Genomic DNA, 23,286 nt, shown 5'->3' with positions numbered 1-23,286 from the left:
TAAGGAGTGATCACCAACCGCAAAGAAGGGATTTTCTCATGTCTTATCGCTTGTTTTACTGGCTGACCGTCCTGATCCCGACGATTATCATCGGCGGCTTCGAATTTGTCCGCCACGATTTTTTGCTGCCCTACATGTCGATGGAAACGGGAAATGTGTACATCACCTTGATGACACTGGTGCTGTCTTACTTGTTCGCGACGTGGATGTTTCGCACGATCAAGCAAATGAACGCGCGGATCGTGGAAGAACAAGCCCGGCGCGCCGTTTACGAGGAGCGCGAGCGTCTGGCGCGGGAGCTGCACGACGGCATCGCACAATCTTTGTTTTTTCTCAATGTCAAGCTGAAGCAAGGTCATCTGGACGAAGCCCGCGTGGCGGTTTCCGCGATCGACAATCACGTCCGCCAAGCCATTTTCAACCTGCGATCGTTGCCTGAGGAAGGCAGCTTCGACCAGCGGCTGGAAAAATGGCTGACCCAGTGGAGCGCTTTGTCCGGCGTCGATGTCGTCTGGGATTTGCGCGTGAAAGAAAGCTTTTTCACTCCTGCCGAGGAAGTGCAGCTATTCGGAATCATTCAGGAGGCGTTCGCCAATATTCGCAAGCATGCGCAGGCCAAGCATTCCTGGATTCGACTGACCACAGGCGAGCCGCGCAGCTGGCAGCTCGTGATGGAGGACGATGGCGTGGGCATCGCCCAGACCAACCCGGATACGAAAAAATACGGCTTGTCCATGATGCGCGAGCGGGCCAGACAGCTGAACGCCGCGATTGATATTCAAAAACGGGCTGATGGCGGCACGATCATCCGCCTGACCGCTCATGCTGGAGGTTTTTCGCAATGAATGCATACCGTGTCCTGATCGCCGACGACCACCCGATGGCTCGCATGGCGATTCGCTCGCTGCTTGACCCCGATCCTTCGTTTGAAGTAATCGGAGAGGCTGACAATGGCGAGGAAGCTTTCATCCAATGTGGAAAGCTCCAGCCCGACCTGGTGCTGATGGACATCAACATGCCGAAATGGAGCGGTCTGGAAGCGACTCGCGAAGTGAAAAAAGCGTACCCGCACATCAAGGTCGTCATTTTAAGCGTCTCGGACGATGTTGCCGACCTGATTACCGCCATCCAGTTTGGCGCTCAAGGCTACCTTTTGAAAAATTTGGAGCCGGACGACTGGATCAACTACTTGCACGCCTTGCTGGGCGAAGACAGCGAGCTGACGCGTGAGATGGCAACGAGACTGATGTACCGCTTCCGGCAGGAGGAGCACGTGGACGATCTCGTGCCGGATGTGCTCACTCCCCGCGAGCGGGAAATCGTCATGTACGTGGGGGCGGGCAAAACAAACCGGGAAATCAGCGAAGCGTTGATCATCGCTGAAAACACGGTCAAAAACCATCTGAAAAACATTTTGGAAAAGCTGCAACTGGCGAATCGCGTCCAGCTTGCCGCTTACGCCGTCCGCCATCATCTGATCATGAAAAAGTAGTCTCCCATTCGAAAACAGTTGCTTTCCAAGCCAACCACTGTCATCCTTAGAAAGACTTGTTTTACGATACAAGATACCAGAATGGCAGGTGAACCACATGCTCGAAGTCAAAACCTCCAAGCTCAGCAACGGAGAATTAAACAGAGGCGTTTTCGCCCTGCGCGATTTCACAAAAGGCGAATTGCTCCATGAAGCTCCGGTTCTTCCCTATTTGAATGAAGAACACGAGCACATCGAGAAAACGCTCTTGGCTGACTACGCATTTGAATACGGTGCGAACCATACCGCATTGTTACTCGGATACGGCATGTTGTTCAATCATTCCTACACGCCAAACGCCACGTACAGCATCAACTTCGACAACCACACGTTCGATTTCTACGCGTACCGTGACATTCAGGCAGGCGAAGAAATTTTGATCAACTACAACGGCGATGAAGACTGTGACGATCCGCTCTGGTTTTACGAAGAAGAGCAGTCCGGCGAGCAAAAGGAATAGGCAAGCAGCACGACAAGGCAGGTGAGCGCTCACCTGCCTTTTTGCTTTTCTTTTTCAACTGTCTCAACTGACAAAGTCGAGATCAAGCTTGCGCTGCTCGACAATCGTGGTGGCCACGTCTTTTAGCGATTTGCCAAATTCTTTTTCCAACAACAGAAAACGCCTTCACGCATGTAACCCATGCGCTAAAGGCGTCGTTGTCCGATGCTGCTTTAGTTGCTCGGCGCTTCGTAGCTGTAGTACACATACGGGTCTTTCGGAGCCTGGACGGGCTGGATGTGCGCTGCCTTCAAGACGAGCATGTCAAATCCGTCTACCTTGCGCAACTCCAGCTTCCCGCGCACTTGAACCCAGCTGTCCTTCGCCCATTTGCTTGCGCTCTCGCTCTCGACCAACACGCCGAAGACGCTGGCGTCGGCCGTGCAGCAAGTGACCGAGAAACGGGCGACGACGAACTGGTTGCTGGCGAACCCCGGCTCTTTGTAGACAAAACCGAGCGTCTCCAGCTCTTTTCCCGCAAAATCCTGGGCGTACAGCTCCAACGTCGTCAGGCCGTCCAGGAATATTTTGTCGTTCAGTTTGATGACTGGCTGTTTGTACATCGACGTAGCGATATCGGTGTAAAAGTCACCGAAGCCGCCATTGGAAAAATGATTTTTCAATTCGGCATCGCTCATCCCCGGTTTGATCGGGGTAGATGCAGGGGCTTGTGTTTCCTGCCCGGTGGCTGGCGATGCAGAAGCAGCGGCTTGCCCTTCTTGCCCGGCTGCTGTCGATGCAGAAGCAGCAGCTTGCCCTTCCTCCCCGGCTGCTGGCGATGCAGAAGCAGCAGCTTGTCCTTCCTGCGCGGTTGCTGGCGATGCAGGAGCAACGGCTTGCCCTTCCTCCCCGGGTGCTGACGATGCAGGAGCAACGGCTTGCCCTTCCTCCCCGGGTGCTGACGATGCAGGAGCAACGGCTTGCCCTTCCTCCCCTTGGGATGACGTAGCCTGTTTTGCTTTTTGCGCCTGCTCGCCGCTCGCCACCTCGGACAATTTGCGCACGTCATTGCTCAGCAGCGTCACCCCGCGCTTTTCCGCGATGGCACTTCCCAATATTTTGTCCGGCATGAAAAAGCCCATGAAAATCGGCAACAAAAACAAGCCGTATATCAGCACCGAGCCCCAGCGCGTACGTGGCACGTGATGCGTGTCTTCGCAGTCACAATCGTATGCGTGGTGCCTGCCAGCCACCAGTTGACGCACGCTTACGAACGTCAAAATCACGAGAATGCCCAAAGTGACATAGCTGAGCATGTGCAGCTTTGGTGCGAGGTAATGCCCCAGCTTATCCGTCCAGATCAGGTAAGACAGCAGCCCGGTGAATCCGGCTAAAATCAGGCTGCGCATCCAGTCGTGCCCGGACCTGTTCGACTTTTGCATACTTTTCCCTCCTCTAAATTGGCATCAACAGCGTAACGACGAGCACCAGTATGGTAATGACAGCAATCAGCTTGAGGACAAAGCCCAAGCGGAACGTCCCGAGCAGCATCAAGGTCGTCTTGAAATCAAGCATCGGACCAAAGACGAGAAAAGCCAAAAGCGAGCTGCTCTGGAATGTCCCGGAGAACGAAGCCGCAATAAAGGCGTCGGCTTCCGAGCAGAGCGAAAACAAGTACGCCATGCCCATCATCACCAGATGAGAAGTAAGCGGAGTTTGTCCGACAGCCACCAGCGTGTCACGGCTGATGAACACTTGCAGGACGCTGCTGATCAGCGCTCCAAACAACAAAAATTTCCCCATGTCAAAAAACTCGTCGACGGCGTGGGCAAATGTCGCAGACAGCTTGCCGCGCATCGCTTCTGCATGAGCGGTTTCGTGGCGGAGTTCCGCTTCTACCCCATGTCGCAGCGGATTCTTTTTCACAAACAACAGAACGAGAAACCCGGCGATCAGCGCTACGAGAAATCCGGCGATTCCTCTGTAGAGCGCCATGTCCGGCTGCCGCGCAAAGGCAATGTACGTGGAAGACAGCACCACCGGATTGACAATCGGTCCTGCCAATAAAAACACCACGCCCACGGACACGGGCATTCCTTTTTGAATCAGACGGCGAACGACCGGGATAATCGCGCACTCGCACACGGGAAACAAAAAGCCAAGCAGCCCGGCAAACGGCAGCGCAACGAGCGGATGCTTCGGCGTCCAGCGTCTGACTTGCTCCTCGGAGACAAACGTCTGAATGAACGCGGAAAAAAACACGCCGAGCAAAACAAACGGGATCGCTTCCAGCACGATGCTCAGAAAAAACGTTTTGACATCCAGCCAACGGGGAGACCATTCTATGCCCAAACCGGAAAACCAGTTGCCTTCTCCGCCGACCGTAAGCCATACAACTCCAAGTCCAAGTATAAGCGCCCCCACAATCTCAAAGAGAAAATGACGGATTTTAGCAACCACCTGTGATGTCCACTCCTTTTTGCAAATCGTCATCATTCCTAATTAGACACGGATTAGGCACTTTCCTGCTGCTTCCCGTCTTTTTTTCTGAATCATTCCGTTTTATAATAGATACAACCAATTGTGCGGGGTGAAGAACATGGAGCTGGAATATCAGCGTACGACGGATGAAGCAGACGTTTGTGAAATCCAAACCGTGGACGAAGCGAAAGTAAACAGACTGCGGCCGAAAATGAGCGAAACAGAAGGAGTCGCTCCTCTGTTCAAGGCACTGGCTGACGATACCCGGGCAAAAATCATTTACGCCCTGGCTCTGGAAGGCGAACTGTGCGTGTGCGATGTCGCCGCGACGATCAACAGCTCGATCGCCAATACGTCCCACCATCTTCGCCTGCTGCGAAATATGGGGCTGGCCCGTTATCGCAAAGATGGAAAGCTCGTCTACTACGCGCTGGACGACGATCATGTGCGTCATTTGATCATGTGCGGGATTGAGCACGCGTCCGAGTTAAAGCAATCGAAAAAAACAACCCGTAGTTGAACGGAACTTTTGGAAGGTCGTCACGTTTGTGGCGGCCTTTTTTTGTTCGTTTGCGAAAATACATTCAAACGATTGCTTGAATATAAGATTGAATGTGGTATGATTTAGGTAAATTCCCGCTTGAAAGAAGGTTTCACCCATGCACGATTACGAAGTCATCATCATCGGTGGCGGCCAATCCGGCCTCGCGCTTGGTGCTCTGCTCCAGCAACGGAAAGCTCGCTTTGTCATTTTCGAAAAAAACGGGCGCTTGGGAGACAGCTGGCGAAAACGTTATGATTCGCTCGTGCTGTTTACCGCTCGGCAAAACAACGGGCTTCCCGGCCTGCCCTTTCCCGGAGAGCCGCAGACGGTTCCCACCAAAGATGAGGCAGCAGACTACCTGGAACAGTACGCTGCGCATTTCCAGCTGCCTGTGCGCCTGAATACAGCTGTCCAGTGGGTAGAACGTACAGCATCCGGCTTTCTGGTGCAGACAGAAGCAGGAACAGCGCGCGCCAAAAACGTCGTCGTGGCGACAGGCCCTTTTCAAATACCGTACATCCCGCCGATTGTCGAGCGATTGGCCCCCGATGTCGTGTCGCTGCATACGGCGGACTACCAAAACGAGCATTCGTTCCGGGACGGGCCTGTCCTCGTAGTCGGAGCAGGCAACTCCGGTGCGCAGCTTGCTGTGGAACTCGCCAGACATCGCCCTGTCATCTTTTCCAGCGGACAGACCCGGCTTCATTTGCCTTTGTATGTTTTGGGCAAAACTATTTTTGACTACATGCAACGGTTCGGCTTGCTTGATGCTCCCCGCTCCTCATGGGCTGGAAAGCAATTGATGAAACGACCTGATCCGATTTTTGGCTACCGCAAGGAAATGAAAGCTCTGACGAAAACCGGAGCCTTGCGCTTGGTGGAACGCACCGTTCGCATTGCGGATCGCACCGCTTATTTCGCAGACGGCGAGCAGGCGAGCTTTCCAAACATTTTATGGGCCACCGGATTTCGCCCTGACTATAGCTGGCTTGCGATCCCGGACGTACGCGATCCAAACGGCTGGCCACGGCACGAGCGAGGGGTGACAGAGGTGTCCGGCCTGTATTTTCTCGGGCTTCCCTGGCAGCATTCCCGCGCTTCCGCACTCATGGGCGGCGTAGGCAAAGACGCCCTTTTTCTGGCAGATCGACTCGTTCGCTAAACGATCCTATCGAGGAGGAATCATTATGGGCTTGCATCATCACGATCACGGAGATGGGCATGGGCACGACCACCATCACCACGGAAAAGGCGCCAGCAAAAAAGCGCTGTTCACCTCTTTTCTGATCATCACTGTATTTTTGATCGTCGAGACGATCGGAGGTTTTTTGACCAACAGTCTCGCGCTTTTGTCCGACGCTGGACATATGCTGAGCGATGCCTTGGCACTGCTGCTAAGTCTGGTCGCGCTCCATTTTGCGGCCCGGCCGCCCTCTGCCCAAAAAACGTTCGGCATGAAGCGCTTCGAGATTCTCGCCGCTTTGACCAATGGCGTCACGCTCGTCCTGATTTCCTTGTTCATCTTCTGGGAAGGATTCCAACGTCTGCTCCAGCCGCCTGAAGTCGCGAGCGGCAAAATGATCATCATCGCTTCCGTCGGCTTGCTCGCCAATATCGCCGCAGCCTTCGTCCTCATGCGCGGCGATTACAAGGACAACGTAAACGTGCGCAGCGCCTACCTGCACGTGCTGGGCGATATGCTCGGCTCCGTAGGGGCAATCCTCGGCGGTGTGCTCATGCTCGCCTTTGGCTGGTACATCGCCGACCCGATTATCAGCATCGTCGTCGCCTTTTTGATCATGCTGAGCGCATGGCGCGTGACGAAGGAGTCGGTCAACATTTTGCTGGAAGGAGCGCCTTCCCGTATCGATACGACAAAAGTAGAAGCGCGGCTCGGACAGCTTGACGGCGTGGTAAAAGTTCACGATTTGCATGTTTGGACCGTCACTTCCGGCTTCGACTCCTTGACGTGCCATCTGGTTGTGCAGGACGATTTGCCGAGCTACCCGATTCTCGATGCCGCTTTGGCGCTGTTGCAAAAAGAGTTTGGCATCACCCATGCGACGATCCAAATCGAGAACTCTTCCATCTCGCATGGAGAGTTGCATTGTCAGGGTGGTACGGGGGAGCATTCGCATGATCATGAGCACTCCCATGACCACGGGCATTCGCACGACTCCGAGCACTCCCATGAGCACGACCGCGAGCACTCGCATGACCACGGGCATTCGCATAACCGCAACTAAATCAAACGCCTATGACCACCTGCCACGCTCGCAGCCAGTCGCACGATTATAGCCAGCCGCACAACCACAGGTACCCGCACGATCATCAACACGACACGAGCACTCACACGACCATAACCACCCGCACCGCCCCATTCCCCACTAACAATAAAAGAACCATCTCCCGCTCGTGCGCTAGAGATGGTTCTTCATTTTTATCCGCTCGGATTAGTCTTCCATCGTGGACAGGTCGCCTGTCGGCAAGCCCAGTTCCCACGCCTTCAGGACACGGCGCATAATTTTTCCGGAGCGTGTTTTTGGCAGCTTGTCGCGAAACTCGATTTCACGCGGTGCAGCGTGAGCAGCGAGTCCTTCCTTCACGAACTTGCGGATGTCATCCATCAAGGCTTCGCTTGGCTCGTAACCCGCGCGCAAGGAGATGAACGCCTTGATGATTTCGCCGCGCAGCGGATCAGGCTTGCCGATTACGCCTGCTTCCGCAACAGCCGGATGCTCGACCAGCTTGCTCTCGACCTCAAACGGGCCGACGCGCTCGCCGGAAGTATTGATCACATCGTCAATGCGGCCCTGGAACCAGAAGTAGCCTTCCTCGTCCTTGTAGGCGGAATCGCCGGAAACATACCAGCCTGGGATGCTGAAATACTCTTGGTATTTCGCAGGGTTGTTCCAGATTTGTCTCATCATGGACGGCCAGCCGACGCGGATCGCCAGGTTGCCCATCCGGTTTGGCGGCAGCTCGTTGCCCTGATCGTCGATAATCGCCGCGTACACGCCAGGGAAAGGCTTGCCCATGGAGCCTGGCTTGATCGCCATGCTGCGGTAGTTGGAAATCAGCTGTCCGCCTGTTTCCGTCATCCACCAGTTGTCGTGAATACGGTGGTTGAACACGCGCAGTCCCCAATACACGACTTCCGGGTTGAGTGGCTCGCCCACGCTCAAAACGTGGCGCAGACTGGACAGATCGAAGCGCTTCACCACTTCGTCGCCCGCTCCCATCAGCATGCGGAACGCGGTCGGTGCGCTGTACCAGACGGTCACCTTATTTTTTTCGATCGTTTTGTACCAGTCTTCCGGTGTGAAGCGGCCGCCGCGGATTACGTTTGTCACGCCGTTCAGCCACGGTGCGAAAATTCCGTAAGAAGTTCCTGTCACCCAGCCCGGGTCAGCTGTACACCAGTAAACGTCATCCTCTTGCAGGTCGAGCACCCATTTTCCGGTCTGGTAGTGCTGGATCATCGCGTTGTGGACGTGCAGCACGCCTTTTGGCTTGCCAGTCGATCCGGACGTATAGTGCAAAATCATGCCGTCTTCGCGATCCACCCACTCGATTTCCAGCTCGGAGGCTGCTTCTGCCATCGCTTTTTCGAAGCTGACTTGTCCTTCCTTCAGCTCCTCTTTTGCCCCCACGACAATGACGTGCTTCAGTGCTGGCAGCTCGGATACAGGGATGCGCGGCAAGAGAGCCGGCGTCGTCACGATCGCGGTCGCTTCGCTGTTTTCCAGACGGTCGCGCACGGCAGCTTCCATGAACGCCTCGAACAGCGGGCCGACAATCGCGCCCACTTTGAGCGTTCCTAAAACGCTTACATAAAGCTCTGGCGTACGCGGCATGAAGACGAATACGCGGTCGCCTTTTACAATCCCCAGATTGCGCAAAACATTCCCGAATTTATTGGACAATTCGCTCAACTGTGCAAAGGTGTAGGTCTCTTCTCTGGTCAAATCGCTGTACATAAGCGCGATCTTGTCCTTGCGCTCCGTAGAAAGATGGCGGTCAATCGCTTCATACGCCATGTTTACTTTTCCCGTCTCATACCAGGAAAATTGCTTCTCGACTTCCTTCCAGTCAAATTGGGCGTACGTCTCGTCGTAGTTCTCCAGGTTGAATCGGCCTTCTGTCGCCGGAATTTTTTCTACATTCATACTCTCACTCTCCTAAACCCCAAATAGAATTCTTCACTACGCAACATTCATAATATTTCTGCACTTTTCGATAAATTCCTTCTGCCAGAACCTACTTATTCGAAAAGCGAAGAAATCGAGTATAATGACACTACCTTAGAGATAAAGGAGATGGCCGGAAGAGATGCTATGGTTTTTGCTAGTTGCCGCTCTCGCCTTGCTCTTCATAAAAGCGTACCGCAATACATTTGACGTCCATACCAATCATGTGACCATACCGCTCGCCTCGTCGCCGCATTTGCGTGATCCGCAAGATTTCGAACCGCTCAACATTTTGCATTTGTCCGATTTGCACATGGAAAATTTGTCGATTGACCCGATGCGAATCGTCCGCGATTTTTCCGGGCAATCCGTCGATCTGCTCGCGATTACCGGAGATTTGCTAGATCGCCACAAAAACATCCCGAAAGCAGTCGCCTACGTAGAAAAGCTGATGCAATTGCAGCCCGCGCTCGGCACATTCGTCGTTTTTGGCAATCACGACTACGTGCTGTCGCCGCTCAAACTCGCTCAGCTCAAGTCGGAGCTGGAACGGATCGGCTGTCAGGTCCTCCTCAACCAGCACGTCACGGTCGAGCATCACGGTCAACTGCTGCATGTGATCGGCGTCGATGATTTCAGCACACGCCGAAGCCAACTGGAAAAAGCTTTTCAATCCGTTCCGAAAACGGGGGCGCGCCTCGTGCTCACCCATGATCCGAACCTCGTCCTGCAAATGAAAGACTACGCCTACGACTATTTGCTGGCGGGACATTTCCACGGCGGACAAATTCATTGGCCGCGCCCGTACCATCTGGTGAAAATGGGCAAGCTCGTGCGGCTGAATATGGTCAAAGGTCTGCACGAGTTTGACGGGCGCCCTTTCTATATAAGTGAAGGACTCGGCCAGACGGGACTGAACATCCGCCTGCGTTCCCGCCCGGAAATCACGCTGCATACGATGGGTGGCGTCCCCCAGGAACCGTTTGTGGGCACGCCTGTGCAAACCGCAAGCTTGCAGGAAACCGCCGCCACACTCGCCTAGAGTACGGTATAATAGACGTACGCCAGTTGTTTGTGACGGAGGTCGTCTTGTGGAGAAATGGATGAGAGAAATCGAGCAAATCAAGCAAGTGACGAATTTGCCGATCATTTGTGTCAAAGTTTTGGAAGCCGAAATCAGCCAGACTCAACAAGAGTGGGAGCAAAAAGGCTGGGAGCTTGTTTCGCTTGGGTCAGAACACGAGATGGCCTATCTCGTTCTGATTGAATCGACACAGTGGCCCGCTACGTCCCGTTCTTTGTTGAGTCTGTTTTTTTCCCGCACGAAAGAAAACGCGCCTCTGACTCTTCACGAGCAGATTGCCGCGTGGTTGCAATCGTTTGTGACCGGAAGCCGACTGGCTCCGCCTGAGCGTCTTGACCTTGTTTGGCCGTGGAAAGAAGCGCGGCTCTCCTTTTTGCTCGAGCGCAGCCGCACAGAAGGCACGGGCACCTGGGAATCGCTGCAAAGCTGTCTGCACCCCTTTTTCCGGGAGACGACGGCTTACACGCCAGGTTCGTCCAGTCTCGCTTTCTTTCCATTAAGTCATGCTTATTCTGTCCTGTTGCTGCCTGTTTCTATCCTGGAAGGCTCCGAGGAGCAAGCCGATTTGCTGGAATGGGCATCCGGGCTGCACGATCTGATTTCTACGGAGTGGATGGAGCCTGTCCGCATTGTTGTCAGCGCCCCTGTGCATCGCCCTTCCGCTCTGGAAAAAACGGTTTACGGGCAGTTGCTGCTGTCTCGCACTCTCCAGCATTATCGCCCGCACGTCATGGTCGCTGGCGACTGGATGTATCCGCTGGAGCGCTGGGCTACCTCGCTGCCGAAAGAAACCGCGAAGTCCATTGCCAATGAGCTGGCAAGTCTCATGTCCGTTCCGCAGATCAGTACGGAGCAGCTGGAAACGTTGGAAACGCTGTTTGCCCGCCAGTTGAACGTCAGCGAAACGGCACGTCAGCTCTTTTTGCATCGCAACACGCTGTTGTACAGGCTCGACAAGCTGACGGAACAGACGGGGCTTGATCCGCGGCAGTTTCCCGATGCCGTGCTTTTCCAGCTGTATTTGCTCTTTCGGCAGCATTAACAAAACATTTTGTACATTTCGCCCATAGTCCAACTGTCTAAAAATTGTTACTCTTGCAAAAAGGTTATCCACGCTCGCTTTTTCAAAACTATAGGAGGTGCCTTTTCCATGGCAAAAGTGACACTGAACCACATATACAAACGGTACGCCGGAAACGTAACAGCGGTAGACGATTTTCATCTCGAGATTCAAGATCGCGAGTTTCTCGTTCTCGTCGGGCCATCCGGCTGCGGAAAGTCGACAACGTTGCGGATGATTGCCGGGCTGGAGGAAATTTCCGACGGTGACTTGTACATAGGCGATCGTCGCGTCAACGACGTCGCTCCGAAAGATCGGGATATCGCGATGGTTTTCCAGAGCTACGCCCTCTATCCGCACATGAACGTATACGAAAACATGGCGTTTGGCTTGAAACTCCGCAAATTTTCCAAGAGCGATATCGATGCGCGCATTCAGGAAGCGGCCCGGATTCTCGATATTTCGCATTTGCTCGACCGCAAGCCGAAAGCGCTTTCCGGCGGTCAACGGCAGCGTGTCGCGCTCGGTCGCGCCATCGTTCGCGAGCCGCAAGTCTTTTTGATGGACGAACCGTTGTCCAACCTCGACGCCAAGCTGCGCGTCCAGATGCGCACGGAAATCTTGAAGCTGCACCAACGCCTGAATACGACGATCATTTACGTCACCCATGACCAGACAGAAGCGATGACGATGGGCGACCGGATCGTCGTCATGAAAGACGGCTTGATCCAGCAAGTAGCGACGCCGAACGAGATTTACAACCATCCGGTCAATCTGTTCGTCGCAAGCTTCATCGGCTCCCCTGCGATGAACTTCGTCAAAGGACAGCTTTCCGAAAAAGACGGCGCCCTGTACTTCGACGCGGAAAACATCCACGTCCGCTTCCCGGACGACAAGGCGAAAATTTTGCGCGACAAAGGCTATGTAAACAAACCGGCCATCTTTGGCATTCGTCCGGAAGACATCTACAGCGATGCTGCGTTCATGGAAGCCAATCCGTTTGAGAGCACGCTGGAAGCGCAGGTCGAAGTAGTGGAAAACATGGGCTCCGAGCTGTATGTTTACTTCCATAATATCGGGAATACGCAAATGGTGGCCCGCGTAGATTCCCGTGAAGAGCTGAAGCCAAAAATGACGGTCAAGCTCGCCATGGACCTTTCCAAATGTCATCTATTTGACAGCGAGACGGAAGTGGCTGTATTCTAATAGCGAAGTGAAAAGGAATGTCTTTTCCGACATTCCTTTTTCTGTTGTCTTCAAACGTTTCAAACGCTTGGGCGGCGCCTGTATGGCCGCTTGTTTTTCGTGCATGTTGCTCGTTTTTCGCGGCGCTATTATAAAGAGAAAGAGTGGAGAGAACAAATGGCGTACAAAATTGTCTTTTTTGACATCGACGGTACTTTGCTGAACACGGAACACGCCATCCCGCAATCAACGGTGGACGCCGTAAACAGACTGAGGCAAAACGGGATTCGGGTGGCGATTGCCACTGGCCGCTCCCCCTATCACCTGATGCCGATCGCCAAACAGCTTGGCATCGATACATTCATCGGGTTTAACGGCTCTTACGTGGTGAGCGAGCAAAAGGTGATTCACCATACCCCTTTTGCCACTTCGACCTTGGCCGAGCTGGAACAGTTGGCACATGGGCACGAGCACCCTATGGTGTTTTTGAGCCATGAACAATGCTATGCGAATGCAGCCGATCATCCGCACGTGATTGACTCGTTTGATTTCCTGCGCTTGCCGGCCCCGGCGCACCATGACCGCTACTGGGAAGTCGCTCCGATCTACCAGGCGTTTCTATACTGCACGGCCGAAGAAGAAGCGGTTTATACCGAAAAATTTGCGCAAGTGTCGTATGTGCGCTGGCACAATCGCGTCCTCGACATTCTGCCAAAAGGCGGTTCGAAAGCGCGTGGCATTGAAGCGATCCTGAAGCATGAAGGACTGACGCCTGCTGATGCTGTCGCATTCGGAGACGGGCTTAACGACAGGGAAATGCTGTCTTACGTCGGAATGGGTGTCGCTATGGGAAATGCGCATGAAGAACTGAAGCCTTTTGCCAATATGGTGACCCGCCACGTAAACGAAGACGGCATCCGGCACGGCTTGTTGCAACTTGGATTGATCAATTAGGAAGGACGTTGAAGAATACATGTCTTGGGAATGGTTTAACATCGTTGGCACTGTAGCGTTCGTGATCAGCGGCGCTATTATTGCCATGGAGGAAGAGTACGACATCTTGGGGGTAATCGTTCTCGGAATGGCAACCGCATTCGGCGGCGGGATCATGCGGAATATTTTGCTCGGAATCCCGCTCACTGCTTTTTGGAATCAAGGCACACTGTTTACGATCGCACTCATATCCATGCTTATCGTCTTTGTTCTGCCGCATAAGTACCTTGGCTTGTGGAATCGCTGGGGAATGTTTTTCGACGCGGTCGGGCTTTCTGCGTTTGCCATTCAAGGTGCGCTTTATGCGACACAAATGAATTATCCGCTTAGCGCCACGATTGTGGCAGCGGTACTGACTGGAATTGGCGGAGGAATTATCCGCGATGTTCTCGCAGGCCGCAAGCCTTTGGTTTTCCAGGAAGAAATCTACGCAGTCTGGGCCATGGCTGCCGGAGTGGCGGTCGGCATGAAGTGGGCATCGACAGTCGGCGAGATGTACACGCTGTTCAGCGTCATTATTGCTTGCCGAATGGTTTCCGTCTATCAAGGCTGGAAGCTTCCGCGCCGCTCGCTTCGTCCGGTGCCCGTTCGCCCTTTTGACAACCGAATGTAAGCTATTTCCTTCATAATCACTCTCTCCGTGTGCACGCTATAGTCATCAGCACTGGAGGGAGTGAGTTTTTTTGCGCGTCTTGCCCCCAATTATCGCCGCCCTAGCCCTGGTTGGTCTGGTCGTCATCCCCTACCGCCATCATCAAAATGCAGAGCAGGAAATGCGCGAACCTCATCCCCGCGTCACTTCCGTCGAGGCGAGCATACCGCGAATCAACTATATCGAGCAGGTCAAGGATATTCGCAGAGATCTGGAAAAGAAAAGCCACATCAAAACGCTGCATCACAACCCGCGTGACCGCAGCCACTACGTCGAGCATGAAGTCGTCGTCCGTTTCTCACCGCGTCCGGAGCAGAAAAAAATCGACGAGCTGGTTGCGTCACTGGATGCCAAAATCAAGCGCGATTTTGAGCAATTTCTGATCATCAAATCCAAAAGCCTGACGACCAAACAACTGATGAAAAAGCTCGCCGAGCACCCTGATTCCGTGTTTGCCGAACCGAACTATTTGCTGCTCCCCAATCGCAAACCGAATGATACGTACTACACCGAATACCAGTGGAATTTGCCTTTAATCGGCATGGAGCAAAGCTGGGATGTGAGCGAAGGCAGCAGCGATGTCATCGTGGCCGTCGTCGATACAGGCGTCGATCTCAAACATCCCGAGTTCGCCGGGAAGCTGGTCGAAGGCTACAACGTGCTCACCGACAACAACAAGCCGGAAGACGACAACGGTCACGGAACACACGTCTCAGGCGTCATCGCAGCCAAGACGAACAACGCCGACGGAATTGCCGGCATGTCGTGGAACAGCAAGCTGATGCCGATTAAAGCAATCGGTGCAGACGGCTCAGGGTCAGCCGTGGATATCGCCCAGGGCATTTACTGGGCTACCGACCACGGTGCCGATGTCATCAACCTCAGCGTCGGCAACTATACCTCTTCTGCTGCTTTGAAAGAAGCGTGCCGCTACGCCTTCGAGAAAAATGTCATCCTCGTAGCTGCTTCCGGCAATGACGCGACCAACCAGCCGAGCTACCCGGCTGCTTATGACGAAGTGCTCGCCGTAGCCGCTGTCGATCACCGCAAAGAGCGCGCCGATTTCTCCAACTTTGGCGATTACGTGGATGTAGCCGCTCCTGGCGTCGATATTCCCAGCACGTACATTTACAGCGACTACGCTTCGCTCTCCGGCACTTCGATGGCTTGCCCGCATGTCGCTGCTCTTGCCTCACTGGTGCGTTCTGTCCATCCGGATATGAAAAACCGTGATGTGATGGAGCTGATTCGCCAGTCCGCAACAGACCTCGGCGCTCCTGGTCACGACCAGCTTTACGGATACGGGATGATCAACGTCAATCAGACGCTGCGGCAAGCCAAACCAGCAAAACCGGCCCACGCCGAAACGAAGCAGACGACGGTAGGCGGACTGCTGAACAAGTTTTTCATGCGCCTGCGCTTCGGGTTCGAATAGACAGTCTAACCGATATATACGGAGGGATGGAGTATGAAAGCATGCATCGTGTTTGCCCAGGAAGGAAAAGAGAGCTTTTGCCATGCCATACTCGACCGCGTCACCCAGACGTTGCAGAAGCAAAACATCGCCTATGACGTGCGCGATTTGTATCAAATGAAGTTTCAACCTGTTTTTCAGGCGGCTGACATGCAAAAAGTGTCGAACGGCACTGCCTCTGCTGATGTCATGACTGAACAGGAGCTGATTTCGGAAGCTGACCTGCTCGTGATGATTTACCCTGTCTGGTGGTGGTCGGCTCCCGCCATTCTTAAAGGCTATATCGACCGGGTGTTCACCAACGGCTTTGCTTTTCGTTACGAGGCCCACGGCCCTGTCGGCCTGTTGAAAAACAAGCAGGCTATCGTCATTACGACGACGAGGGAATCCGAGCCGGAAATGAAAAAGACAGGCTTCGACGATGTAGTGAAAAAGCAAATCGTCGATGGCAGCTTGTCGATGATCGGCTACGATGTCACTTACCGCAATTTCGCTGCTGTCCCATACGTGGACGACGCTGCCCGCCAAGGCATGCTTGCGGAAGTCGAGAGTATCGTCACGGCGATTCACCAGCCAGTCGGCGTTTGAAAGCAGGGAAAGCACAAAAAAGCACAGGTTTACGCCTGTGCTTTTTCTCTTTCCAATCGTTTTTTCGCTATATAGTCATTTTCGTAATATTGCAGTTCATCGCGCATTTGCTCAAAAACTCTCGACAAGGACAAGGTCAGTTGCTCCAACTCCGGTGTGACCTGCTTGCGGAAGATAATACAGTCCTGACCTGTGTAAGCATAGCGTCCGTCTTCCTCGTACACTTCGCCTTTTGGATAATAGAAGTAATTGATGCAGGTGTGATACACCTGATACAGCACTTCTTCGGCAAAGTCTTCGTTGAACCTTGCCCGGCGCAAAGATACTCCCAGCCTGTCGTACGCATTTTCACAGTAGACGAGCAAGTGGCGCAAATCGGACAGATAGGTTCTGTAGTAAGATTCAAACTCTTCCGGGTCCCCCGATGCAGATACAAGACTAGACAAGGTAACCTGATTGAGATAACGCTCCAGTTCCATGCTTACCTTTTTCAACTTGGTGTACGTCTCTTCGCACAATTGCTTCAGATGAGTCGCTGACATAATGTCCCCCTTGCGTTGAAGAATCTGCCTTTTTTAAGTAAGTATATAGGAAAGATTCTTTACAACACAAGGGTTTCTTTTCTGCAAATCTCGCTAAACCGTTGTCGTTTCGGCAATGGTTTCCTTTTTTTTCCTTGTCTGTAACAAGTATATGCAATAGGCCGAGAACAGACCGAGCAAGATCATGAAGCCCAAAACAACCAGGTCGTGCGTGACGTAGGACAGCCCGTGACCTTTGCTCAAGATTTCTCTGACGCCGTTCAAAAAGTAGGTGAGCGGCAAAGATTTACCAATCGCAGCGACCGCAGTCGGCATTGATGCCAGCGGCCATGTAAAGCCGGACAGCATGAACGAAGGAACGGCAATCATCATCGCAACTTGTGTCGCTTGCAGCTGGTCTTTGGAGAAGAAAGAAATCGCGTACCCGATGGCGAGCACGGCCAGGTTAAAGGCGGTTGCGATCAGCATCAAGTCAAGGGTGCTGCCGTAGTACGGGATTTCGAACCCTTTGAGCAGCAGTACGAAGCCCAAAAATACGTTCAAGGTTCCTGCGAGGAAATAAGGCAGCAGCTTGCTTGCCGTGATCGCCCAGAAGCTGTGGGATCTCAGCGTGTCCTGCCACGTTCCTTCTTCCTTCTGTTGCGCTACTGACAGGGCGATGCCGAGGAACAACACCTGTTGAAATACCGTTCCTGTCAAACCGAAAACCATGAAGGACATGTAGCTGAAAGTCGGATTGTACAGCACGCGATAGCGATAGTCGATTCCGGTGAAAAGATTTACCCCTTCTTCGCCCCAACTGCCTTTTGCCTCCATTTTTTTCAGCGTGGCGCCTGCGGACACCGACTTGACGACCGTGCTCGCTGCGCGGACAGCGGTGTTGGAAATCATCATGTTGCTGCCGTCAATGACCGTCAATACTTCGGCTGACCGTCCAGCCTTGACGTTCTTCTCCAGCTCGGCGGGAATGATCAGGGCAATATTGGCCTCGCCCTTGTCAATCAACCGCATCGCTTCCTCTTCGGTACCTACGATAGATGTAACCTGAAACGTCTGATCGACCTCGAACGCCCGATACAGCTCGCGGCTCAGCTCTGACTGATCCGCGTCCACCATGACGGTCGGAATGTGCATCACTTTCTTTTCACTGTACAAAAAGCCAAACAGGGTCAAGTAAATGATCGGTACGAGAAAAATGACGTTGCGGATCGTTTTGTTCGCAAACATGTTTTTCCATTCGCTTAAAAAGAGCCGGGAGAAATCACTCACTATGAACAGCTCCTTCGATCTTCCACTCGACCGTCAAACCTGGCCGCAGCTCTGGATCAGCCAGGAACAGCTTCACCTGGAAGGAACGAATGTCGCGATCGCCCAACTCCTGTGTCGCCTTTTTCACCGCAAAATCAGCTGCTGGTGCAATCGTGGCGATTTTCGCTTCCACTTCCCGTTTCAAGGCTGGCACGTACAGTTTGGCCGTATCGCCTGTCTTGATTTGCCCCAGCGTGTATTCGTTCACGTAAAGCTTCACGTAGTTATCGGATTTTGCCTGAATGGTCAAAACGGTAAAGCCTTGTGCAACCAGCTCGCCTTTTTGCACCGCAACAGATTTGACGACTCCGTCCATCGGCGCAACCAGCTTCGTGTTGTTCAAATACGCTTCAATCTCAGCCAAAGCTCCTTTGGCTTGCAGTACACCCGCTTCAGCCGATTTCACGTCCAGCTCTTTCAATCCTACTTGACCGCGTGCGGCTACGGCTTGCTTGTAAGCTGCTTTCGCCTGATCAAGCTGAGCTTGCGCTGCGTCTACTTGCTCGCGGCGTGCCCCTGTGGTAGCCATTTTCAACTGCTCGTCGGCTGCCTTCAGTTCCGCGCTTGCTTTTTCTGCCTGCATTTGCGCTTCCTCGACTTTTACCTGGGGAACGGCTCCCTCTTTCAGCAGTTTGTTCATCCGCTCCAGGTTGGAAGCGGCGATCTGATTGGAGGTTTGGGCTGCCTGCAACTTGGCTTTCAGCTGGGAAATTTCCTCGGCGCGCGCTCCGTTTTTGTTTGCCGCCAGTTGAGCCTGTGCCGAGCTGACGACTGCTTGCGCCTGATCGACCTGAGCGTCACTGGAGCTGTCCGTCAAGGAAACACCTTTTTTCGCTTGATCGAGCTTCACTTGCGCCAGGCGATAGGCTGCTTCCGCCTGTTCCTTTTTCGCCAGCAACTCTTCGCTGTTCAAGGTAGCGACCAGTTGGCCTGCCTTTACTTCATCGCCTTCTTTAAAAGCGATCTGCTCGATCGATCCGCCCATTTTAAAGGAAAGATCGACTTCCGTTCCCTCCACGACGCCTGTTACTTGTGTCGCCTTTTGCCCTGCCAGGCTGCTGCCGCCAGACCCGAGCAAAACCGTTCCCAATACTGCAATTCCGGCTACAAATCCGGCTACCCCGATCCATGCACGTTTCTTCATTTTCGATTTCTCCTCTGTCTCTTTATGTGCTTGTTGTTTGTTATTGTTTCGTCTGCAACATGCCCGCCAGGAAGCAGCGTAGCGTATGTTTGTTTTCCGGCGTGTCCAGCGGTTCTTTGCGGTATTGTTTGCGAATGGCGGTAAAACCGACCATGCCGAACAACGCCGAGGCGAGCGTCCCGATTTCCACATCCGCTCGTATATACCCTTGCTCCTGCAATCGGGTCATGTAAGATTCCATCATCGTAAAATATCCCGTCAGCAGCTTGGCGACGGTCAAATCGCGCTGCTCATCTCCCGTAAAGACACTGAGCAGCAGGAAGCACAGCTCGCGGTTTTCGGAAAAGAAGCGAAGATGCTCATCCAACACATTCAGCATGCGATCTTCCAAAGTCAGCTGTTCATTTTGCATCACACTATCGACATGGTAAATCAGCATCTTCACGCCTTTTTCAATCACGTACAAGAAAAGCTCCTCTTTGGTCGAGAAATGGTAGTAAAGCGTTCCTTTCGCCACCTGCGCCATTTCTGCAATCGCGTCCATCGTCGTTTCGCTGTAACCCAATTGGGCGAATGCTGTCAACGCTCCCTGAGCGATTTGATCCTTTTTCGAAGGTGCCATCACTCCCGTCCTCCTTATCGTATTTGAACTGACTGGTCAGTACAAAAATTAGTTTACGAAACGCTCCTAGTTTTGTCAATAGGCCACTTTTCCATTCCGTTGCCAAACTTTTGCCCGGCGCGCAGGCAAGATGTTTCCTGCCCAAACGCAAAAAAGACCGCACGCATGCGGCCTTTCACTTTTCCCTGATGCGCCAATACGTCTCCTGCGTCGTCTGCATCGGAGCAACGCCGAGCTGTTCCTGAAGCTTCGCGACACATTTTTTGTACCAGCGGATCGCCTGAGTCCGGTTGTTTTGTTCATAATAGGCTGTCATCAGCAGCCGATACGCTTCTTCCCAGCAATCGTCCACGCGCAAGATCGCTTCACACCAGCGAATCGCCTGCTCCTGCTGGCCTTGTTCCAGCCTGATTTTTGCCAGCCGCTCCGCCCCGCGCAAAAACAGTGCCTGAACTCGCTCCCGCTCCTCGACGCACCATTCCTCGTAGCGGCACTCCGGCAAATACTCACCGAGGTAGTAACCCAAGCCTTTTTCGAGCAAAAGAGTGGCTTGACGCACGTCCTGCTCGGACAGCCCGAGCGCGACCAGCTTTTCAAATTCCTCTGCATCCAAAAGGTAGCCGGAAGCGAGGTTGAAGCCGTAAGAGCTGCCGTGACGCTGGATAAAAAACGTGTCCGATCGCGCGGCGCGGTCCGGCTCCAACGCTTTGTTCAGCGCATTCAGCGCCACTTTGAAGTCGCGAATCGCCGCTTCCTCGATACTGTCAGGCCACAGCCGATGCATGATTTCCTCGCGAGCCAACAAGTGGTGACGTTTCGTCAGCAAAAGCTGAAACAACAGCTTGGCCGTCCCGCGCTGCCACGCCTTTTCGCTCAGCTCCCGCTCTCCCAGCCAGACGCGAAACGCCCCCAAAGTCTGAATGCGCAGCGTATACCCGGGGTGAAACGTCACGTTTTGCAGCCCGAGGTCGTTCAAAAGCTGTGAGATGTAATCCGGCGATACTTTGCGCCGCTCCGCTTCCAGCAATATCGGCATCAGCTGCTGCACATCATACGGCGTGAGCAAGGTAGGGCGTTGCAGCAAAAAGGCGTATTCTCCCGTCTGCATCAACGACAACGCCTGCGTCACAGCCGGGACAAACAACTCCCAGCGCTTGCTCCGGTATGCCAAAAAGCTGAGCCATAACTGGCAGATCGCCACATGATAGCTGTCGCCGCAATGACTCAACCGCTCGGAACAATCGCGAAACGTTTCCAATGCTTCTGCATCTTTGCCGTATTTGGCGTAGGCTATTCCAATCGCCATTCGCACCAGGCTGCCCAGCCAGTCGTCACGCATCGCTTCTGTCTCCGCAATCCCGCGCTTGCCGTACAAAAGCGCCTGATCAAGCGCCTTTTGACTGGCGTGATACAGCGTCAGACCGAGCAGCGTCTCCGATTTGCCGCGCGTCGACTGCAACTCTTCCATCATATGCAAACCTTTTTCGTACAGCTTGCGAATCTCGTCCGCAGGCAGTCCTTGACTGATTAGAGCGGCATGCGCTTTTCTCACGTAGCCGTTGGCCTCGACGAACGGAGAATGCGCCGCCCGTCCGAGCTGGATCGCCGTCTCTGCGGCCTCGAAGCCCCGCTCCCACTCTCCGTCCAAAGCGTAGACAAAAGAAAGCAATAAGGACGTCTCCCGGTACGAGCGCGTCAAGGTCGGGTGTCTGGTCTGCTCAAGCTGCCACTTCGTTTCCAGCAGCTGGATGGACGATTGCAGCCGCCCCGTACGGAACAACAGCCGCGATTCCAGCTCAACTTCTGTCTGCTGCTCCAGCTCCTGGCTCTTTTCATACCAGGCCGCCGCTTGCCTGGAATCGCCTCTGTTCGTATAAATTTCTGCCAACAGCCTGTACAGCCTCGGCGCCAGTTCGCTTTCCTGCTCCTGCACAGGCAACTGTTCGATCGCGCGCATCAGCAGCGCCTCTGCCTGCACCCCCTGAACGCTGTCCAGGTGTACTCTCGCTTTGCCTTCCAGCCCGCGGCATAACCCGATCCTGTCCTGCTTTTGCTCGCAAAACACTAGAAACTGCTCATACGAGGCAAACGCCTTGGCGTACAGACAGCGATACCGCTCCACTTCCCCCTGATAAAACCAGAGCCAATGCTCCTCTGCTTTCACCGAGTCGGGCAATAAAGCCAGCCATTTGTACAAACCGTCCAGCACACCCGCGCTCAAAAACCGCTCAGCAGCCTGGCGAACCCAGGAGCCGAGCAAGTCCCAGCGCTCCAGCAGCCGCAAACGCTCAAAAGCCTGTTCTTCCTCGCCTTTTCGCCGAAACCAGAGGGCTGCCGCCTGATTCACCCGCGTGTAAATGTCCTGATGCGAAGCGAGTTTACCGGATAACAGCCGCTGAAATAACGGATGAAAAAAATAGCGTTCCCGTTCGTCGACATGCAAAAAGAGATTGCTTCGCTTTGCCTCTTGCAGCATCTCCCCTGCTTTTGCCCCTAAAACTTGCCTGCCATCTTCCTCGGTGAACGTTTCAAGCGCTGCTGCCTCCATCAGGAAATGCTGCATGTCTTCTTTCAGCCCGACCCAGACATCCGCTTCCAGCAGGTGCAGCAGGCGGGACAGCTCATGCAAGCTATCCGACAGCTTGAAGCCTCTGGCAATTTTTTCACCGATGGACCGAAGCGCCATGACCCAGCCGCGCGTCACTTCCGCAACTTGCTGCCATTCGTCCTCAGTCAGTGCGATATCATACTGATCCGAATAAAAGGCTTCGCTTTCTTCGATCGTAAACGCCAAATCATCGGTCGTAAGCTCCAGACACTCGCCTCGCGCTGTGAGTAATTCTAAATTTTTCCACACAGGGCGAATGCGTGTCAAAATCGCCAGCTTGACCTTGTGCGGCACATGCTGAACCAGCTCAGACACGAAACGGTCGATTTCGCTGTCGCCAGCCACTCGCTCGTAACGATCGAGCACAATCACAAACTGATCCGGCAGCCGTGCGCATTCCCTGGCAAACCAATCAGCGAAGCGCTTCCCGTTTTCCCCCTGCGCTGCTTTCGCGAAAGCAGCAGCGGACTTCGCTTCCTTTTCCTTTTCCAGCAACTCGCGAAGCGTCTGTCCAAAATCAGGTGCGACCCGCCGGACACTTTCCACCAGACACCACAAAAAGTCAGCTAACGCCGTATCCTCTTCTGCGATGAAATACCAGGAAGCGTTGCGGGACTCATCGTGCAAAAACGTGGCGAACGATGTTGTTTTGCCGTAGCCTGCTCCCGCGTGAATCAGACAGAGCTGCGCATGCGCAAGAAGCCGCAGCTTCCTCGCCAGGGCTGGGCGTCTGAGCACGTATGGCTTTTGCCCGGGGAGAGTAATTTTGGAAATGGGTACCTGGAATTGACTCATGCGTTGCACTCCTTGCCGTTCTCCTACTCTTCCAGACTATTTCCCC

The 23,286-nt window shown here is 53.7% G+C and carries 21 protein-coding genes; 13 read left to right on the top strand and 8 right to left on the bottom strand.

Features of this window, described 5'->3' with window-relative positions; all coding sequences use genetic code 11:
• Window positions 1–38 precede the first annotated feature (38 nt).
• From M2298_RS03980 to M2298_RS03970, 3 genes are all read left to right on the top strand, one after another.
• Window positions 39–845, top strand: coding sequence for a sensor histidine kinase (locus M2298_RS03980; RefSeq protein WP_122965659.1), 807 nt, complete (start codon window positions 39–41; stop codon window positions 843–845).
• Window positions 842–1,492 (top strand): response regulator, encoded by a 651-nt coding sequence (locus M2298_RS03975; RefSeq protein ID WP_063227749.1) that lies wholly within the window; start codon window positions 842–844, stop codon window positions 1,490–1,492. The genes M2298_RS03980 and M2298_RS03975 overlap by 4 nt, the downstream gene beginning before the upstream one ends.
• A gap of 97 nt (window positions 1,493–1,589) precedes the next feature.
• The gene (locus M2298_RS03970; RefSeq protein WP_122965658.1) at window positions 1,590–1,991 is read left to right on the top strand and encodes an SET domain-containing protein; all 402 of its coding nucleotides are present in this window, start codon (window positions 1,590–1,592) and stop codon (window positions 1,989–1,991) included.
• Window positions 1,992–2,203: 212 nt separating this feature from the next.
• On the opposite strand, the gene M2298_RS03965 is transcribed toward M2298_RS03970, so the two are convergent.
• Both M2298_RS03965 and M2298_RS03960 read right to left on the bottom strand, forming a co-directional pair.
• The gene (locus M2298_RS03965; protein ID WP_122965657.1) at window positions 2,204–3,412 is read right to left on the bottom strand and encodes a TIGR03943 family putative permease subunit; all 1,209 of its coding nucleotides are present in this window, start codon (window positions 3,410–3,412) and stop codon (window positions 2,204–2,206) included.
• A 13-nt stretch (window positions 3,413–3,425) separates the two neighbouring features.
• Window positions 3,426–4,430, bottom strand: coding sequence for a permease (locus M2298_RS03960; protein WP_122965656.1), 1,005 nt, complete (start codon window positions 4,428–4,430; stop codon window positions 3,426–3,428).
• Window positions 4,431–4,569: 139 nt separating this feature from the next.
• On the opposite strand from M2298_RS03960, the gene M2298_RS03955 reads away from it, so the two are divergent.
• From M2298_RS03955 to M2298_RS03945, 3 genes are all read left to right on the top strand, one after another.
• The gene (locus M2298_RS03955) at window positions 4,570–4,971 is read left to right on the top strand and encodes an ArsR/SmtB family transcription factor (RefSeq protein WP_122965655.1); all 402 of its coding nucleotides are present in this window, start codon (window positions 4,570–4,572) and stop codon (window positions 4,969–4,971) included.
• Between the two features lie 139 nt (window positions 4,972–5,110).
• A complete protein-coding gene (locus M2298_RS03950) occupies window positions 5,111–6,157 on the top strand; it encodes a flavin-containing monooxygenase (RefSeq protein WP_122965654.1) in 1,047 nt (348 codons plus the stop codon).
• Between the two features lie 25 nt (window positions 6,158–6,182).
• Window positions 6,183–7,241, top strand: a complete 1,059-nt coding sequence (locus M2298_RS03945) for a cation diffusion facilitator family transporter (protein WP_280648247.1) — start codon at window positions 6,183–6,185, stop codon at window positions 7,239–7,241.
• A gap of 207 nt (window positions 7,242–7,448) precedes the next feature.
• On the opposite strand, the gene acsA is transcribed toward M2298_RS03945, so the two are convergent.
• Complete coding sequence (gene acsA, locus M2298_RS03940) at window positions 7,449–9,164, bottom strand: acetate--CoA ligase (protein WP_280648246.1); 1,716 nt, start codon at window positions 9,162–9,164, stop codon at window positions 7,449–7,451.
• A gap of 163 nt (window positions 9,165–9,327) precedes the next feature.
• Between acsA and M2298_RS03935 the strand changes: the two genes are divergently transcribed.
• The 7 genes from M2298_RS03935 (at window position 9,328) to M2298_RS03905 (ending at window position 16,221) form a co-directional block, all read left to right on the top strand.
• The gene (locus M2298_RS03935; protein WP_280648245.1) at window positions 9,328–10,227 is read left to right on the top strand and encodes a metallophosphoesterase; all 900 of its coding nucleotides are present in this window, start codon (window positions 9,328–9,330) and stop codon (window positions 10,225–10,227) included.
• A gap of 49 nt (window positions 10,228–10,276) precedes the next feature.
• Entirely contained in the window at window positions 10,277–11,311 is a 1,035-nt protein-coding gene (locus tag M2298_RS03930) for a PucR family transcriptional regulator (protein ID WP_280648244.1), read from the top strand.
• 108 nt (window positions 11,312–11,419) lie between these two features.
• A complete protein-coding gene (locus M2298_RS03925) occupies window positions 11,420–12,535 on the top strand; it encodes an ABC transporter ATP-binding protein (protein ID WP_063227739.1) in 1,116 nt (371 codons plus the stop codon).
• 156 nt (window positions 12,536–12,691) lie between these two features.
• Window positions 12,692–13,468 carry a Cof-type HAD-IIB family hydrolase gene (locus M2298_RS03920; RefSeq protein WP_122965650.1) on the top strand — a complete coding sequence of 259 codons (777 nt, stop codon included), beginning with the start codon at window positions 12,692–12,694 and terminating at the stop codon, window positions 13,466–13,468.
• 19 nt (window positions 13,469–13,487) lie between these two features.
• A complete protein-coding gene (locus tag M2298_RS03915; RefSeq protein ID WP_122965649.1) occupies window positions 13,488–14,120 on the top strand; it encodes a trimeric intracellular cation channel family protein in 633 nt (210 codons plus the stop codon).
• A gap of 70 nt (window positions 14,121–14,190) precedes the next feature.
• On the top strand, window positions 14,191–15,594 hold the full coding sequence (locus M2298_RS03910) for a S8 family peptidase (protein ID WP_280648243.1): 1,404 nt from the start codon (window positions 14,191–14,193) through the stop codon (window positions 15,592–15,594).
• A gap of 33 nt (window positions 15,595–15,627) precedes the next feature.
• Window positions 15,628–16,221, top strand: coding sequence for an NAD(P)H-dependent oxidoreductase (locus M2298_RS03905; protein WP_122965647.1), 594 nt, complete (start codon window positions 15,628–15,630; stop codon window positions 16,219–16,221).
• A 29-nt stretch (window positions 16,222–16,250) separates the two neighbouring features.
• Here M2298_RS03905 and M2298_RS03900 read toward each other — a convergent pair whose 3' ends face one another.
• The 5 genes from M2298_RS03900 to M2298_RS03880 all read right to left on the bottom strand — a co-directional run bounded on the left by M2298_RS03900 (window position 16,251) and on the right by M2298_RS03880 (window position 23,240).
• A complete protein-coding gene (locus M2298_RS03900; RefSeq protein ID WP_063227734.1) occupies window positions 16,251–16,763 on the bottom strand; it encodes a DUF3907 family protein in 513 nt (170 codons plus the stop codon).
• Between the two features lie 93 nt (window positions 16,764–16,856).
• A complete protein-coding gene (locus tag M2298_RS03895; RefSeq protein WP_173595976.1) occupies window positions 16,857–18,035 on the bottom strand; it encodes an ABC transporter permease in 1,179 nt (392 codons plus the stop codon).
• Window positions 18,025–19,215: an HlyD family secretion protein gene (locus M2298_RS03890; RefSeq protein WP_173595587.1), complete on the bottom strand. Its 1,191-nt coding sequence runs from the start codon at window positions 19,213–19,215 to the stop codon at window positions 18,025–18,027. Before M2298_RS03890 ends, M2298_RS03895 begins: the two co-directional genes overlap by 11 nt.
• Before the next feature lie 40 nt (window positions 19,216–19,255).
• On the bottom strand, window positions 19,256–19,837 hold the full coding sequence (locus M2298_RS03885) for a TetR/AcrR family transcriptional regulator (protein WP_122965644.1): 582 nt from the start codon (window positions 19,835–19,837) through the stop codon (window positions 19,256–19,258).
• 175 nt (window positions 19,838–20,012) lie between these two features.
• On the bottom strand, window positions 20,013–23,240 hold the full coding sequence (locus M2298_RS03880; RefSeq protein WP_173599754.1) for an AfsR/SARP family transcriptional regulator: 3,228 nt from the start codon (window positions 23,238–23,240) through the stop codon (window positions 20,013–20,015).
• Between the last annotated feature and the right edge of the window lie 46 nt (window positions 23,241–23,286).

The organism is Brevibacillus sp. 1238 (assembly GCF_029892995.1).
Lineage (GTDB): Bacteria > Bacillota > Bacilli > Brevibacillales > Brevibacillaceae > Brevibacillus > Brevibacillus parabrevis.
Note: the sequence above shows the minus strand (reverse complement) of the source record. Positions and strands in the feature narration are given on the sequence as shown.